The organism is Microbacterium sp. P03 (assembly GCF_043556235.1).
Lineage (GTDB): Bacteria > Actinomycetota > Actinomycetes > Actinomycetales > Microbacteriaceae > Microbacterium.
The window spans coordinates 115364-131260 of sequence record NZ_JBIGIM010000006.1 but is presented as its reverse complement, the minus strand read 5'-3'; the positions used below and the strand labels follow the sequence as shown (position 1 = coordinate 131260).

Annotated in this window: 12 protein-coding genes; 9 read left to right on the top strand and 3 right to left on the bottom strand. The window is 68.4% G+C overall.

The features are described 5' to 3' along the window. Positions 1 to 128 precede the first annotated feature (128 nt). From ACFXOO_RS14890 to ACFXOO_RS14880, 3 genes are all read left to right on the top strand, one after another. Positions 129 to 626 (top strand): FHA domain-containing protein, encoded by a 498-nt coding sequence (locus ACFXOO_RS14890; RefSeq protein ID WP_378840286.1) that lies wholly within the window; start codon positions 129 to 131, stop codon positions 624 to 626. Continuing rightward, complete coding sequence (locus tag ACFXOO_RS14885; protein ID WP_378840282.1) at positions 626 to 1312, top strand: MerR family transcriptional regulator; 687 nt, start codon at positions 626 to 628, stop codon at positions 1310 to 1312. Before ACFXOO_RS14890 ends, ACFXOO_RS14885 begins: the two co-directional genes overlap by 1 nt. Positions 1313 to 1408: 96 nt before the next feature. Beyond that, positions 1409 to 1954, top strand: coding sequence for a MerR family transcriptional regulator (locus ACFXOO_RS14880; RefSeq protein WP_378840279.1), 546 nt, complete (start codon positions 1409 to 1411; stop codon positions 1952 to 1954). A gap of 52 nt (positions 1955 to 2006) precedes the next feature. Here ACFXOO_RS14880 and ACFXOO_RS14875 read toward each other — a convergent pair whose 3' ends face one another. Continuing rightward, entirely contained in the window at positions 2007 to 2816 is an 810-nt protein-coding gene (locus tag ACFXOO_RS14875) for a ParA family protein (protein WP_378840276.1), read from the bottom strand. Between the two features lie 73 nt (positions 2817 to 2889). On the opposite strand from ACFXOO_RS14875, the gene ACFXOO_RS14870 reads away from it, so the two are divergent. Genes ACFXOO_RS14870 through def form a run of 3 tightly spaced genes read left to right on the top strand, consistent with a single transcriptional unit; the run spans position 2890 to position 8776 of the window. Beyond that, a complete protein-coding gene (locus ACFXOO_RS14870; RefSeq protein ID WP_378840274.1) occupies positions 2890 to 6297 on the top strand; it encodes a pyruvate carboxylase in 3408 nt (1135 codons plus the stop codon). Positions 6298 to 6345: 48 nt separating this feature from the next. Further along, a complete protein-coding gene (locus ACFXOO_RS14865; protein WP_394563973.1) occupies positions 6346 to 8277 on the top strand; it encodes an AAA family ATPase in 1932 nt (643 codons plus the stop codon). A 7-nt stretch (positions 8278 to 8284) separates the two neighbouring features. Beyond that, positions 8285 to 8776, top strand: coding sequence for a peptide deformylase (gene def, locus ACFXOO_RS14860; RefSeq protein ID WP_378840269.1), 492 nt, complete (start codon positions 8285 to 8287; stop codon positions 8774 to 8776). Between the two features lie 71 nt (positions 8777 to 8847). Here def and ACFXOO_RS14855 read toward each other — a convergent pair whose 3' ends face one another. Then, entirely contained in the window at positions 8848 to 10674 is a 1827-nt protein-coding gene (locus tag ACFXOO_RS14855; protein WP_378840266.1) for an AMP-dependent synthetase/ligase, read from the bottom strand. Between the two features lie 140 nt (positions 10675 to 10814). On the opposite strand from ACFXOO_RS14855, the gene ACFXOO_RS14850 reads away from it, so the two are divergent. The 3 genes from ACFXOO_RS14850 to ACFXOO_RS14840 all read left to right on the top strand — a co-directional run bounded on the left by ACFXOO_RS14850 (position 10815) and on the right by ACFXOO_RS14840 (position 13885). Next, positions 10815 to 11771, top strand: a complete 957-nt coding sequence (locus tag ACFXOO_RS14850) for an ROK family glucokinase (RefSeq protein ID WP_378854330.1) — start codon at positions 10815 to 10817, stop codon at positions 11769 to 11771. Between the two features lie 2 nt (positions 11772 to 11773). Further along, a complete protein-coding gene (locus ACFXOO_RS14845) occupies positions 11774 to 12469 on the top strand; it encodes a lysophospholipid acyltransferase family protein (protein ID WP_378840261.1) in 696 nt (231 codons plus the stop codon). A gap of 78 nt (positions 12470 to 12547) precedes the next feature. Then, on the top strand, positions 12548 to 13885 hold the full coding sequence (locus tag ACFXOO_RS14840) for a class II 3-deoxy-7-phosphoheptulonate synthase (protein ID WP_378840258.1): 1338 nt from the start codon (positions 12548 to 12550) through the stop codon (positions 13883 to 13885). A 64-nt stretch (positions 13886 to 13949) separates the two neighbouring features. Here ACFXOO_RS14840 and pknB read toward each other — a convergent pair whose 3' ends face one another. Continuing rightward, on the bottom strand, positions 13950 to 15893 hold the full coding sequence (gene pknB / locus ACFXOO_RS14835; protein WP_394563972.1) for a Stk1 family PASTA domain-containing Ser/Thr kinase: 1944 nt from the start codon (positions 15891 to 15893) through the stop codon (positions 13950 to 13952). Positions 15894 to 15897: the final 4 nt, after the last annotated feature.

Genomic DNA, 15897 nt, shown 5'->3' with positions numbered 1-15897 from the left:
GACGAAGCCGCGCACAGGTCGCGGCCGGTGACACACACCGAAACATTGCCGACGACGTTCCCCCGGACCCTGTCGGCGCCCGTCGGGCCGTGGTCGATCGGATAGTCTGGTCGCAGAGGAGGCATACCGTGGAAGACAACCGCCACCGCGAGCCGGACGAGATCCGGCGCAGCGCTGATGTCGGGTCCGCTGACGGCTCCACCGACACGACGCAGACCTTCGGTCACGATTCCGATCTGTCGTTCGTTCCGTTCGGCAGCGACCTCAGTGACGCCGAGATCGAGGCCATCGGTGCCTTGCCGACACGGTCATCACTGCTGATCGTGCGCTCCGGCCCTACTGCGGGCGCGCGCTACCTGCTCGACACCGACGTCACCACCGTGGGCCGGCACCCCGAAGCCGACATCTTCTTCGACGATGTCACCGTCTCGCGGCGACATGCCGAGATCACCAGAGAGGGCGCGGCGTTCGAAATCGTGGACCAGCGCTCGCTGAACGGCACGTATGTCGACGGCGAGCGCGTCGACCGGGCCGGTCTGGCGAACGGCGCCGAGGTGCGCATCGGCAAGTTCCGTCTGAACTTCTTCGTTTCACCTGCTGATCTGCCCCAGGCCGCGGACGCCTGATGCCGGCTGCTCACGCCCGCGAACGATCCTCGTCCGCGGGTCTGCTCAGCATCGGTCAGGTACTGGCGCTGCTCACGCCGGAATTCTCCTCACTCACCTCGAGCAAGCTGCGCTTCCTCGAGGTGCAGGGCATCGTGACCCCGACGCGCACCGAGTCGGGCTACCGCAAGTTCTGCCAGGCCGACGTCGATCGCCTGCGCCTCGCGCTCACGCTGCAGCGCGACCACTACCTGCCTCTCGTGGTCATCCGCGATCACCTCGAAGACGTCGACGCGGGGCGCGAGCCGTCGCCGCCGACCGCCGTGCCCTCCATCGTGCCCGCGCCGCGCCGCTACCGCCGCGAAGAACTGCTCTCGGCGGCCGGAGCGACACCGCAACTGCTCAACGACGCGATCAGCACGGGCGTGCTGACGGGCGGGGACGGCTACACCGATCAGTCCGTGGCGGTGCTGCGCGCTCTCGTCGCACTGGATCGTCACGGCATCGAACCTCGGCACATCCGCACGGTCCGCCAGAGCGCTGAGCGTGAGGTCGCCCTCATCGAGTCGGCACTGGCACCGCTGCTGCGACGGGCCGACGCGGCGTCGCGGGCCCGCGCGAATGAAACGGCCCCCGAGCTCGCCAAGCGCCTCGACGAAGTGCGGGGTATCTTCGTCAGAGCGGCCCTCGAGAAGCTCATCCCCTGATCCGTCGCGACACGCCGCCCCGCCGGGGCGGATGTCATTGCCCGCTGTCCTTCGCTGATCTAGCGTGGAACCACCCCCATCCAGAGGAGGATGCGCATGACCGCTCCCGAAACGGCAGGCGACTCCGCGTTCGCCGCCGACCTCCTCTTCACCGACGGTCTTCCGCAGATGGATGACGAAGTCGGGTATCGCGGAGCCGTGGCTGCGCGGGCGGCGGGGATCACCTACCGCCAGCTGGACTACTGGGCACGCACCGAGCTCGTCGAGCCCACCGTCCGCGGAGCGAGCGGATCCGGCTCGCAGCGCCTGTACGGATTCCGCGACATCCTGGTGTTGAAGCTGGTGAAGCGACTTCTCGACACGGGGATCTCGTTGCAGCAGATCCGCACCGCCGTCGAGCAGCTGCGTGCTGCCGGCATCCGCGACCTCGCGGGAACCACGCTGATGAGCGACGGCGCCTCGGTGTACCTCTGCACCTCGAACGACGAGGTCATCGACCTCGTGAGCCGCGGCCAGGGCGTGTTCGGCATCGCCGTCGGCAAGGTGCTGCGCGAGGTCGAGTCGACGCTGGTCGACTTCGACGCTCAGGCGCCCGAAGTGCTCGACGAACTCTCCGCGCGCCGCGCCGTGCGCACCGCCTGATCAGAACGAAAGAAGAGCGGATGCCTCGAGGCATCCGCTCTTCGTCGTTCGATCAGGAGCGTGCTTCGCCCGGCACCGGGATGCGTCCTGTGCGGAGCACGCGGTCCAGGAGGGCATCGAAATCGGCGGCCAGCTCCTGCGCGGAATCGCCGGGCCAGATGTGCAGCGGCTTCGCCGCCCCCTGCGCCTGCTGGAGCGACGTGCGCTCGGGCAGCTGAGGCGCGAGCACCAGAGGACCGAACATGTCGCGCAGTTCCTTGATGCGGAACTGGTGTTCGATCGACTGCGGCCTGACCCGGTTGACGACGATGCCCAGCGGCTGCAGCCGAGGCGAGAGGCCCCGCCGGATCTCTTCGATCGCACGGAGAGCCCGGTCGGCCGCGGCGACCGAGAACAGCCCCGGCTCGGTGACGACGATCACACGGTCGCTGGCCGCCCACGCGGTACGGGTGAGGGCGTTCAGCGAAGGCGCGCAGTCGATCAGAACGAGGTCGTAGTCGGACTCGATCGTCGCGAGGGCCTCCTCGAGCTTCCACACGTCGCGGACAGAAGGATGAGGTCCGTCGAAGTTGATGGCGGACGGGCTGCCGATCATGACGTCGATCGTGCCGGGGTGGACCTTCGCCCAACCGCTGGAGGTGATGGCCTGACGGACGACCTTCTCCTTGGGGTTGGCGAGCACGTCGGCGACATTGAGTCGCCCGGCCACCTGGATGTCCATGCCCGTCGAGACGTCGGACTGGGGGTCGAGGTCGACGACGAGGGTGCGGACACCTCGCGCGAATGCCGCGGAGGCGAGCCCCAGAGTCACAGTCGTCTTGCCGACCCCGCCCTTGAGTGAGCTGACGGAGAGTACGTGCACAAGCGTCTACGTTACCGTCCCCTAGGCTGTGATCACACTTTGCCCGTCGTTCGGCTTCCCCGATGAGGTGCGCATGTTCCGCAAGATCCTTGTTGCAAACCGCGGAGAGATCGCGATCCGCGCGTTCCGCGCCGCGTTCGAGCTGGGGGCCCGCACCGTCGCGGTCTTCCCGTATGAGGACCGCAACTCGCTGCACCGGCTGAAGGCCGACGAGGCCTACGAGATCGGCGAACGCGGCCACCCGGTGCGCGCCTACCTCGACGTCGAGGCGATCGTCCGCGTGGCCAAAGAGGCCGGTGCCGACGCGATCTACCCGGGATACGGATTCCTCTCGGAGAACCCGGAACTGGCGGAGAAGGCCGCGGCCGAGGGCATCACCTTCATCGGCCCGCCCTCGACCGTGCTCGAGATGGCAGGCAACAAGGTGACGGCCAAGCATCACGCCATCAGCGCGGGCGTTCCGGTGCTGCGGTCGACCGAGGCGTCGTCCGATATCGATGAATTGGTCGGTCAGGCGAACGACATCGGCTTCCCGCTCTTCGCCAAGGCGGTCGCCGGGGGCGGCGGGCGCGGGATGCGCCGTGTCGAGTCGGCCGGCGAGCTCGCACCCGCGCTCGCGGAGGCGATGCGCGAGGCCGACAGTGCGTTCGGCGACCCGCGGATGTTCCTCGAGCAGGCAGTGCTGCGGCCGCGGCACATCGAAGTGCAGATCCTCGCCGACGCCACCGGAGCCACCGTGCACCTGTTCGAGCGCGACTGCTCGGTGCAGCGTCGTCACCAGAAGGTGATCGAGATCGCGCCCGCGCCGAACCTCGACACCGCGGTGCGCGACTCCCTGCACCGGTACGCGATCGCCTTCGCCGAGTCGATCGGCTACCAGAACGCCGGAACGGTGGAGTTCCTGCTCGAGACCTCCGGCCCCCGCACCGGCGAGGTCGTCTTCATCGAGATGAACCCCCGCATCCAGGTGGAGCACACGGTCACCGAGGAGGTGACCGACGTCGATCTGGTCCAGTCCCAGATGCGCATCGCTGCAGGGGAGACGCTCGCCGATCTCGGCTTGACGCAGGGAGAGATCAGGCTCCGCGGCGCAGCCCTGCAGTGCCGGATCACGACAGAGGACCCGACGCAGGGCTTCCGCCCCGATACCGGGAAGATCACGACGTACCGCTCGCCGGGAGGCGCCGGCATCCGTCTCGACGGCGGCACGACGGCAGCAGGCTCGCAGGTCAGCCCGCACTTCGATTCGATGCTCGCCAAGCTCACGTGTCGTGCGCGCGACTTCCCTGCTGCGGTCAGTCGCGCACGTCGGGCGCTCGCGGAGTTCCGCATCCGCGGCGTCTCGACGAACATCCGATTCCTCCAGGCCGTCCTCGACGACGCGGATTTCGTCGCGGGCGACCTGAGCACGTCGTTCATCGATGAGCGTCCCCAGTTGTTGCGCGGTCCCGAGTCCAAGGACCGCGGCACGAAGATGCTGAACTGGCTGGTCGACGTGACCGTCAACAAGCCGAACGGCGAGAATCCGCTGCACATCGATCCGCGGGTCAAGCTTCCGGCACTCGACCTTCTGGCCCCGGCTCCCGATGGGTCGAGGCAGAAGCTTCGAGCGCTCGGGCCGGCGGGCTTCGCGGCAGACCTTCGCGCGCAGACTGCTCTCGCCGTCACCGAGACGACCTTCCGCGACGCGCACCAGTCCCTTCTCGCGACCCGCGTGCGCACGAAGGATCTGGTTGCCGTCGCACCGTACGTCGCCCGCATGACGCCGCAGCTGCTGTCGGTCGAGGCATGGGGCGGTGCCACGTACGACGTGGCACTCCGCTTCCTCGGCGAAGATCCGTGGGAACGACTCGATCGACTGCAGGCCGCGCTGCCGAACGTCGCGATCCAGATGCTGCTGCGCGGGCGGAACACCGTCGGCTACACCCCGTATCCGACGGCGGTGACCGACGCCTTCGTGCGCGAGGCCGCGTCCAGCGGGGTCGACATCTTCCGCATCTTCGACGCGCTCAATGACGTGTCGCAGATGCGCCCCGCGATCGACGCCGTGCTCGCGACCGATACCGCGGTCGCCGAAGTCGCCCTCTGCTACACCGGCGATCTGCTCAACCCGGCCGAGGATCTGTACACGCTCGACTACTACCTGGCTCTCGCCGAGAAGATCGTCGACGCGGGGGCCCACATCCTGGCCATCAAGGACATGGCCGGCCTGCTGCGTCCCGCCGCGGCCTCGCGGCTCGTCCAGGCCCTCCGCGATCGCTTCGACCTCCCCGTACACGTGCACACGCACGACACCGCGGGCGGGCAGCTCGCGACGCTCCTCGCCGCGAGCGCCGCGGGCGCGGATGCCGTGGACGCCGCCGCCGCTCCGCTGTCGGGCACGACGAGCCAGCCGTCTCTTTCTTCGCTGGTCGCAGCGTTGGCGCACACCGAGCGCGACACCGGGCTGGATCTGGACGCGGTGTCGGACCTCGAGCCCTACTGGGAAGCCGTCCGCCACATCTACCGCCCGTTCGAGTCGGGATTGCCCGGCCCCACCGGCCGCGTCTACCGCCACGAGATTCCGGGCGGCCAGCTCTCCAACCTTCGTCAGCAGGCGATCGCGCTGGGGCTGTCGGAGGACTTCGAGCTCATCGAGGACATGTACGCCGCTGCCAACAGCATCCTGGGTCGCGTTCCCAAGGTGACACCGTCCTCGAAGGTGGTCGGCGACCTCGCGCTGCATCTGGCGGCGGTCAAGGCCGACCCCGCGGACTTCGAGCAGAACCCGCAGAAGTACGACATACCCGACTCGGTCGTGGGGTTCATGGCGGGCGAGCTGGGCGATCTTCCGGGCGGATGGCCCGAGCCGTTCCGCACGAAGGTACTGGCCGGGCGCCAGGTGAATATCGACGTGAAACCGCTTACCGCGAAAGAGGAGGAGGGGCTGGAAGGGGATGCCGCGTCTCGCCGCGCCACGCTGAACGCCTTGCTCTTCCCCGCGCCCGCCCGCTCCTTCGAGCAGGTGCGGGAGCTGTTCGGTGATCTCAGCGTCCTGGACACGGCGGATTACCTCTACGGACTCACTCCGGGGGGCGAGCACATCGTCGAGATCGAACGGGGCGTGCAGCTCTACGTGGGGCTGGAGGCGATCGGCGAAGCCGACGACAAAGGCATGCGGACGGTCATGACGACGCTGAACGGGCAGCTGCGGCCCGTGTTCGCGCGCGACCGCAGCATCCAGGTCGAATCCCGCCAGGCGGAGAAGGCGGACACCACCAAACCCGGGCAGGTCGCCGCGCCGTTCTCCGGCGTCGTCACGATCAAGGCCGCCGTCGGAGACACCGTGACAGCGGGTGAACCGGTGGCATCGATCGAGGCGATGAAGATGGAGGCGGCCATCACTTCGTCGGTCGACGGCGTCGTGGAGCGGATCGCGATCGCGGCCACGCAGCAGGTCGACGCAGGTGACCTTTTGGTCGTCGTCCGCCCCGCGCATTAGCCTGAGGGGTGGGCGACCCGAAGCCTGCCCCCGTTTTGGAGATGTGCAATGGCCCCTGACCGCAACGACCGTACGCCGGAAGACGACCTGGAAAACGGAGTCCTCGGCGATTCCGGGAGCCTCGAGACGACGAGCATCGGCATCGTCGGGGGAGTCACCGAGCAGCTCAGCGTCGTCCTTCCTCCGTCCTCGGAGGACGAACTCGAGGATGACGACGATGTCATCGACGATGAGGTCGAACCCGCGGGGTTCGACCCGGCCTCGCTCTCGCTTCCCTCCGCAGCGGGCGACGTCGCCCCGAACACCGCACCCGTGGAATTCACCCGGCATGCGCGGGCGCACCCGCCCGAGATCGAGACCGTCGAAGCCGAGATCGATGAGCCGGAAACCGGAGACACCGGCCGGCCCGGGATCGCCACCGAGGACGATCGCGAGACGAGTGCCGACCTGATCGCCGACGTCGTCGCGCCGGAGTTCGGATCCGAGTTCGCCGACGAGGGCGCCTCGGGCGCGTCGGGGGCAGCCCTCGACACCACCGACGTCGGGTCGACGGCCCGCGCTGAGGGGAGCCCCAGCAGGGACGAGCCGTTCGCCGGTGCAGTCGTGATCGAACTCGACGGGCGCGGGAGGAATGAGTCGGGTGCCTTCGCTCTCCCTGGATCCGGGGATGACAGCACGGGGGACGCGGTCCCGGATGCCACCCCCATCGTCGCTCCGGCAGGATACGGTGTGACAGCGGGGCATGACGACGACGATGCCCCGGTGCCGCCGTCGGGGGTCGACGGGCACGACCAGGAGGACGACGTGACGCACGCGGACCGCGCGCCGGAGCCGAACCCGACCACCGGGCCCGCCCTGCCGTCGAAGGCCGCGACGCCCCCGACGACGGGATCGGTTCCGACGACGCGACGCGGGGCGCAGCATCCGGAGTCCACTGTCGACCGTACGGACCGCGCTCATGCTGTCGAGCGGGTCCAGACACGCCACGAGGTGACCCTCGCGTCCAAGCGGGTCGGCGAGTTCGAGCCCGACCGCGAATCATCGGACCTCCTGACAGCCGACCGCCTGCTGGACCCTTCCCAGATCGTGCGGCCCGAGCCTGAGGGCCGGTGGCGACACTTCGTCTACTCGATCTCGGGTCGCCGGATCAATCTCGGTGACGGGAAGAGGGCCCGCAGTCGCAAAGAACTCGATCGTCTCATCGGTTTGCCGCTCGACGGCAACGCGCGATTCGTTCCGGTGCTCTCGCGCAAGGGGGGCGTCGGCAAGACGACGATCACCACGCTGCTCGGGATGGCCCTCGCCGATGCCCGCGACGACCGCGTGATCGCGATCGACGCGAACCCCGACCGGGGAACGCTCGCCGAGCGCATCGCGAACTCCAACGGCAAGACCGTTCGCGATCTGGTGCGCATCCGTGACAACGTCAGCGGATATAAAGACGTCTCGTCGGTCGTGGCGCGTGACGCCACACGACTCGACGTGCTCGCCTCGGATTCCGACCCGCGTGTCTCGGAAGCGTTGAGCGATCGCGATTACCAGGATGTCGCGACGATCGCCGCGCACTACTACTCGATCGTGCTCACCGACACCGGAACGGGCATCGTCCACTCCGTCATGGGGGCGACCCTCGAGGCTGCGGACGCGATCGTGGTCGTCGCCGGGCTGAGCGTCGACGAGGCGCGCCTGGCCTCGGAAACGCTCACGTGGCTGGAGACCAACGGGTATCAAGACCAGGTCCGCAATGCCGTGGTCGTGCTGAACACCTCTCGTCCCGGCACACCTCTCGTGCGTCAGGAAGAGCTGGAGACGCACTTCCGCACCCGCGTCCGGACTGTCGTCCGCATGCCGTACGACCCTCTGATCGCCGCCGGCAGCGCGATCACCTTCAGCAACCTGCAGCCCGCGACGCGGCTGGCCGCGCGGCGACTGGCCGCCGCGGTGGTGGAGGGCCTGCGGGCCCTCGCATCGGCGGCGTAGGCGAACGATGGCTGTCCGACCCATCAGGATCTTCGGCGACCCCGTCCTGCGCGCGACCAGCGCGCCCGTCGTCGAGATCGACGACGGGGTGCGTGCCCTGGTGCAGGACCTCCTCGACACCGTGGAGCTCCCTGGGAGGGCCGGCGTCGCCGCGCCCCAGATCGGGGTCGGCCAACGGGTGTTCAGCTACAACATCGACGGCGATATCGGCTATGTCATCAACCCGGTCCTGGTCGAGGTCTCGGGCGAGCCCGAACCTGTGAGCGAGGGGTGCCTGTCGGTGCCGGGGCTCTGGCACGAGGCGCTTCGGCACCCGCACGCGAAAGTGGTGGGCATCGACCTGGACGGCCGGGAGGTCGTACTCGAGGGCGACGGTCTGCTGGCGCAGGCGCTGCAGCACGAGACCGATCATCTCGACGGCAGGCTGTATCTGGACCGGCTGCCCGCCGAGACGCGGCGTGTGGCGATGCGCGAAGTGCGCGAGTCCGACTGGTTCTGATCCGCGACGGCGGGTTCCGGGTGTCGATGAGGAAGGCCCCGCACCGAGGTGCAGGGCCTTCTTCATCACTCCTACTTGAGCGACACGTTCGTGGTGTTCACGGGAACGTCGTACAGCTCCTCGACGTCGGCCGCGAAATCCTGCATGATGACGTTGCGCTTGATGCTCATCTTCGGTGTCAGATGGCCGCTGGCCTCCGTCCATTCCGTCGGCAGGATGACGAATTTGCGGATCGACTCCGCACGGGAGACGGTCTTGTTCGCGATGTCGATCGCCCGCTGCACTTCGGCCTTCACCGCGGGGTGGGTCGCGGCATCCGTCGCCGTCATGTCGGCGGACAGGCCGTTGTTCGCGAGCCACGTCGGAAGCATCTCGGAATCGAGCGTGACGAGCGCGGCGATGAAGGGCCTCTGGTCGCCGACGACGACGACCTGACCTACGATCGGGTTCGCTCGGATCGGGTCTTCGAGCGCGGCAGGGGCGACGTTCTTGCCCGCCGCGGTCACGATGATCTCCTTCTTGCGGCCGGTGATCGACAGGAAGCCCTCGTCATCGAATGATCCGATGTCGCCGGTCTTGAACCATTCGCCGTCGAAAGCCGCCGCGGTCGCCTCAGGATTGCGCCAGTACTCCTTGAAGACGTTTATCCCGCGCACTTCGATCTCACCGTCATCGGCGAGTCGGACACCGACCCCGGGCAGCACCGGACCGACGGACCCGATCTTCGACTTCTTCGCGAGGTTGACGGTGGCGGGCGCCGTCGTCTCGGTGAGGCCGTAGCCCTCGAGGATGACGACGCCCAGGCTGTGGAAGAAGTGTCCCAAGCGCGCGCCGAGCGGCGCGGAACCCGAGACGGCGTACACCACCCGGCCACCCATCGCCGCGCGCAGCTTGCTGTAGACGAGCCGGTCGAACACGGCGAACTTGATCCGGGTGCCGAAGGGGACCTTCTTGCCCGCTGCCTGGAGCGTGGAGTGCTCGATCGCGGTGTGGGCTGCAGCGCGGAAGATCTTCCCCTTGCCGCCCGCCTCGGCCTTCTGCTCGGCCGAGTTGTACACCTTCTCGAACACACGCGGGACGGCGAGCAGGAAGGAGGGCTTGAAGGATCCGAGGGCCGGAAGGAGCTGCTTCGTGTCGGGCTGATGCCCGGTCTTCACACCCGCGTGGATGTCGAGGATCGAGATGAACCGCGCGAAGACGTGCGCCGTCGTGATGAACAGCAGCGTGGACGCGCCCGGCACCGACACGACCTCATGCAGCGACCTGGCCGAGTTACGGCACAACTCGACGAAGTTCGCGTGTGTGAGCACGCACCCCTTGGGCCGCCCCGTCGAACCCGACGTGTAGATGAGCGTCGCGATGTCGGCGCCATCGGCGATCGAACGGCGTCGGACGATCTCGGCATCCGAAACCCCCTCGCCCTTCGCGACCAGCTTGTCGAGATCTCCCCGGTGCATCTCCCACACGGTGCGGATGAGCGGAAGATCAGCGCGCACCTCGTCGAGGCTCGCCGCGTGGTCCGGGCTCTCGAGGATCATCGCGATCGCGCCCGAGTCCGAGAGGATCCACTGGATCTGTGCGGGGGAGCTGGTCTCGTAGACGGGCACCATCACCGCGCCCGCGTAGAACAGTGCGAAGTCCACCAGGGTCCACTGGTAGGTCGTCCGCGCGAGGAAGGCGACCTTGTCGCCGGGCTCGATACCCGACGCGGCGAAACCCTTGGCGAGCGCGATCACCTGGCGCTCGAACGCCGCGGCGGTGATGTCACGCCAGCCGGCACCGTCCGGGACGGCGAACAGGGCGAGATCGGGCGTGGCGGCAGCCCTCTCGACCAGCAGATCGGCGATGTTCGCCTGCGGGTCGGCGGGCACGATGGCGGGTACGTCGAATTGGATCACGGGCAGCTCCTTCGGCACTCGTGGAAGTTCAGTCTCCTCCTCAGTCTACCGCGTGCACCCGCGAGAACCCTCGGCCGGATGCGGCGCCCCGCTAGACTGCAAGGCGCCGCGCGGGCACGCGCAGGCCGGAAAGGAATGCCGTGCTCAGGGTCGGAATCGATATCGGCGGGACGAAGATCGCGGGCGGTGTGGTCGACGGCGAGGGCCGCATCATCGAGAAGCTCCGCGTCAGCACGCCTGTCGACACGACGGCACTGTCCGATGCCGTGATCGACATGGTGCATCACCTCGGTGACCGTCACGAGATCGTGGCGGTCGGCGTCGCCGCTGCGGGCTTCATCGACAGAGACCAGTCCACCGTGATCCACGCTCCGAACATCGCGTGGGAGAACGAGCCGCTGCGCGCGATCCTCGAGGCGCGCATCGATGTCCCCGTGACGATCGACAATGACGCCAACGCCGCCGGGTGGGCGGAGTTCCGCTACGGCGCCGGTCGCGGATTCACGGACATGGTCATGCTCACGATGGGCACGGGAGTCGGGGGAGCCGTGGTGATCGGCGGAGGCCTGCACCGCGGCGGCCACGGCATCGCGGGCGAATTGGGCCACACGCGCTTCATCCGCGACGGACACCCGTGCGGCTGCGGGCAGAGCGGATGCCTCGAACAGTACGCCTCCGGACGAGCGCTGCAGCGCGAGGCCCACGCGATCGCCGACGGCGGCGGCATCGGGGCCGGCCTCGCGGCGCTGCGAACGGAGACCGGCGCGCTCGAGGGGCCGGACATCTCGCGGCTCGTCCTGGCCGGCGATCCTGGCGCGATCGAGGCGCTGCATCGCGTGGCGACCGCGCTGGGCGAGGCATGCGGGGGCTTCCAGGCGGTACTCGACCCCGAGGTGTTCGTGATCGGCGGCGGAGTCGCCCAGCTGGGTGAAACGCTGCTCGAACCGATGCGGATCGCCTACGACCACTCTCTCCCCGGGTACGGCGAACGTCACATCGCCGAATTCGCGATCGCGCAGCTGGGCAACGATGCGGGCCTGATCGGGGCGGCCGACCTGGCCGAGGCCGAGATCCGCACCATCGAGCGGATCGTCTGACGATGTTCTACTGGCTGATGAAGTACGTGGTGATCGGACCGATCGTCAAAGCGATCTGGCGACCGTGGATCATCGGCCGTCGAAACATCCCCACCGAGGGCGCGGCGATCCTCGCCAGCAACCACCTCTCGGTGAGCGATTCGGTGTTCCTGCCGCTCATGATCGACCGCCCGATGTCCTTCCTCGCCAAGAGCGACTACTTCACCGGCAAAGGCATCAAGGGTCGGGCGACGCGGTTCTTCATGAAGGCCACCGGGCAGATACCGATCGACCGGTCGGGCGGCAAGGCGTCAGAAGCCTCGCTCAACACCGGACTTCAGGTGCTCGGGCGCGGCGACCTGCTCGGGATCTACCCCGAGGGCACCCGCAGCCCCGACGGCAAGCTCTACCGGGGGCGGACCGGGATCGCGCGGATGGCCCTGGAGGCCCGCGTTCCCGTGGTGCCCGTCGTCATGGTCGACACCGACACCATGATGCCGATCGGACGGACCGTCCCCCGCATCGTCCGGGTGGGCATCGTCATCGGCGAACCACTGGACTTCTCGCGCTTCGCGGGCATGGAAGGCGACCGCTACATCCTCCGGTCCGTCACCGACGAGATCATCGTCGCTCTGCAGCGGCTGGGGGAGCAGGAGTACGAAGACGTCTACGCCTCGAGCGTGAAGGACCGGGCCGCGGCATCCGCCGTGTCCCCCTGAGAGTGTCGTGGTGATCCCGCCCCGCTGATTCCGTCATCATGCTCCAGGGGCGAGCATCCGCGCGGATAGACTGAGCGGATGCCTCAGCAGCCCGACGCCCTCGACCACTGGCGGACTCTGCCCATCAAACAGCAGCCGTCGTGGACCGACGCCGATGCCGTCGCCGCGGTCTCGGCCGAGATCGCCACGCTGCCGCCGCTGGTCTTCGCCGGTGAGGTCGATCTCCTGCGTGAGCGTCTCGCCCGCGCCGCGTCCGGCCGGGCATTCCTGCTGCAGGGTGGCGATTGCGCCGAGACTTTCGCCGGCGCGACGGCGGAGCAGATCCGCAACCGCATCAAGACCGTGCTGCAGATGGCCGTCGTTTTGACCTACGGCGCGTCCATGCCGATCGTGAAGATGGGCCGCATGGCGGGCCAGTTCGCGAAGCCGCGCTCGAGCGACACCGAGACGCGCGGCGACGTCACGCTGCCCGCGTACCGCGGCGACATCGTGAACGGCTTCGATTTCACGGAGGCCTCCCGCACGCCCGACCCGCAGCGACTGCTGAAGGGCTACCACACCGCCGCGTCGACGATAAATCTGATCCGGGCGTTCACCCAGGGCGGCTTCGCCGACCTCCGCGAGGTGCATTCCTGGAACAAGGGCTTCGCGCAGAACCCCGCTAACCAGCAGTACGAGCGTCTCGCGCAGGAGATCGATCGCGCGATCAAATTCATGGAGGCCGCCGGCGCCGACTTCGACGAGCTCAAGCGGGTCGAGTTCTACACCGGTCACGAGGGCCTGCTGATGGACTACGAGCGACCCATGACGCGCATCGATTCGCGCACGGGTACGCCCTACAACACCTCGGCCCACTTCGTCTGGATCGGCGAGCGCACCCGCGACCTCGACGGCGCGCACATCGACTATTTCTCGAAGATCCGAAACCCCATCGGCGTCAAGCTCGGACCGACCACCACGCCCGAGACGGCGCTGCGGTTGATCGACACGCTCGACCCCGAGCGCGAGCCGGGTCGCCTCACGTTCATCACGCGCATGGGCGCGGGTAAGATCCGCGACGCACTGCCGCCGCTGCTGGAAGCCGTGCGCGACTCGGGGGCGACTCCGCTGTGGGTCACCGACCCCATGCACGGCAACGGCATCACGACACCCACCGGCTACAAGACACGTCGCTTCGACGACGTCGTCGACGAGGTGCGCGGGTTCTTCGACGCGCACCGCGCCGTCGGCACGTTCCCCGGAGGCATCCACGTCGAGCTCACGGGCGACGACGTCACGGAGTGCCTCGGAGGTTCTGAGCACATCGACGAGAAGACCCTCGCGATGCGCTACGAGTCATTGTGCGATCCGCGCCTGAACCACATGCAGAGCCTCGAGCTGGCGTTCCTGGTGGCCGAGGAGCTCGAGAAGCTCTGACCACGGCGAGCGCGGATGCCTCGCTCCGAGGCATCCGGCACGTCAGGTCCCGCGGCAGAGCGGATCAGAGCGAGGCGGCGATGCGCACCGAGATGACGGTGCCCTTCGGCCGCTGGGTCGCCGCCGCAGGGCTCTGCGACTCGACCTTCGTGAAGGCGTCGGGGAACGAGTCCCAGCGCCCGTCGTACTCGATCTTGAAGCCGCCCTTCTCGAGGGCGCCGCGGGCGGCCGCCAGCGTCATGCCGGTGAGATCGGGCACGGGGAACAGCGGCGGCCCCTGCGAGACGATCAGAGTCACGGTGTCGCCGGGGACCCAGCTGCCGCCGCCCTCGCGATCCAGCATGCCGATCACCTTGCCGTCGGCGACCGAGTCGCTGAAGTCCTCGGCGTTGTCGCCGCTGACCTGCAGGCCGACACCCGTGAGAGCCGACGTCGCGGCCGAGATGCTCAGTCCCGAGACGTTCGGCACCGGCCCGAGCGACACCGAGAGTACGGCGGTGTCTCCCTCGTAGAGCGTGCAGCCGTCGGTGCAGTTCTGGGGCTCCCCACCGGCGCGGGGCGTGACCGATGCGGCGATGACGCTGTCGGCGGCGGCCTCTCCGAAGGACTTCTGGTCATCGCTCACCGTGACGCGTGCCGCCTCGAGCTGCTGGCGAGCCTGCGCGGCCGACATCCCGGCGAGGGCCGCGACATCGTGGGGCTGCGGACCCTGGGAGACGAGCACGACGACGGCGGCCTCCTTGTCGAGTCTCATCCCTGCCGCAGGATCGGTGCCGACGGCGGTGCCGGCCGGCACATCGAAGTCGTACACGTCTCGCTGGGTCGCGGACAGCGTCTGCGCGGCGAGCGTCGCCGTGGCGTCGGCGAACGACTGACCCGCGACGTTGGGAACGGCGACCAGCGAACCCGGTCCCGACCCGAACCACCAGCCGGTGCCCCCGGCGAGGCCGGCCAGGAGGGCCACGACGACGATGGTCCAGATGCCCTTCGCCGCCCGTCTCTTCGTCGCCCGACGCAGGCGGGTGGCATTGTCGCTCGCGTCGACCGTCGCGAGCGGGGCGGTGATGGAGGACGGAAGGATGCTGGTGATCTCGTCCGAGTCGAGTCCGTCGTCGTGCGCGGGTCCGGCAGCGGCGGTCGCCCGCGCGACCTGCGGGCTGATCCCGAGATCGCGCTCGATCTCGCGCAACCGCTCGAGCATCTGTGCGGCGTCGTTCGGACGATCGTCGGGAGACTTCTCGGTGGCCCACAGCACCAGTTCGTCCAGCGGCTCGGGCACACCGGGGTTCTTGGCACTGGGGCGAGGGACCGAATCGGTCGCGTGCTGGAAGGCGATCTGCATCGGCTGCTCGCCCTTGTAGGGCTGCTCGCCGACGAGCATCTCGTACAGCATGATGCCGAGGGCATAGATGTCGCTGCGCGCATCCGCCGTGCCACGGGTGACGAGCTCGGGCGCGAGATACGCGATCGTGCCGAGCAGCATCTGCCCGGTCGCCGTGTTCGCCGTCGTGGCGCGGGCGAGGCCGAAGTCGCCGATCTTGATGCGGCCGTCTTCGGCGAGCAGCACGTTCTCGGGTTTCACATCGCGGTGGACGATGCCCCCGCGGTGCGCGGCCGCGAGCCCTGCGAGCACCGCGTCCATGATGGGCACGGTCTGCGCCACGCTCAGGCGCCGCTGGTCCCGCATGAGCTCACGCAGGGTGATACCGGGCAGATACTCCATCACCAGGTAGGCGGTGTCGCCGTCCTGTCCCTGATCAAAGACGTTCACGACATGCGGATCTGCCAGCCGTGCTGCGGAGCGCGCCTCCTGGATGAATCGGCTCTGGAACACCGAGTCATCGCTCAAGTGCCCGTGCATGACTTTGAGGGCGACCCGGCGCTCGAGGCGCAGATCGGTGGCGACGTACACGGTGGCCATCCCGCCCCGCGCGATGCGCGCGCGAACACGGTATCGACCGTCGACGAGACGGCCGATCAGCGGGTCGGCCTGCTGACTCGTGCTCACGGTG

Bases quoted from the DNA above. Each gene is read 5' to 3' on its own strand.
- ACFXOO_RS14885 (WP_378840282.1), top strand. From the start codon at position 626: ATGCCGGCTGCTCACGCCCGCGAACGATCCTCGTCCGCGGGTCTGCTC.
- ACFXOO_RS14880 (WP_378840279.1), top strand. From the start codon at position 1,409: ATGACCGCTCCCGAAACGGCAGGCGACTCCGCGTTCGCCGCCGACCTC.
- ACFXOO_RS14870 (WP_378840274.1), top strand. From the start codon at position 2,890: ATGTTCCGCAAGATCCTTGTTGCAAACCGCGGAGAGATCGCGATCCGC.
- ACFXOO_RS14865 (WP_394563973.1), top strand. From the start codon at position 6,346: ATGGCCCCTGACCGCAACGACCGTACGCCGGAAGACGACCTGGAAAAC.
- def (WP_378840269.1), top strand. From the start codon at position 8,285: ATGGCTGTCCGACCCATCAGGATCTTCGGCGACCCCGTCCTGCGCGCG.
- ACFXOO_RS14845 (WP_378840261.1), top strand. From the start codon at position 11,774: ATGTTCTACTGGCTGATGAAGTACGTGGTGATCGGACCGATCGTCAAA.
- ACFXOO_RS14840 (WP_378840258.1), top strand. From the start codon at position 12,548: ATGCCTCAGCAGCCCGACGCCCTCGACCACTGGCGGACTCTGCCCATC.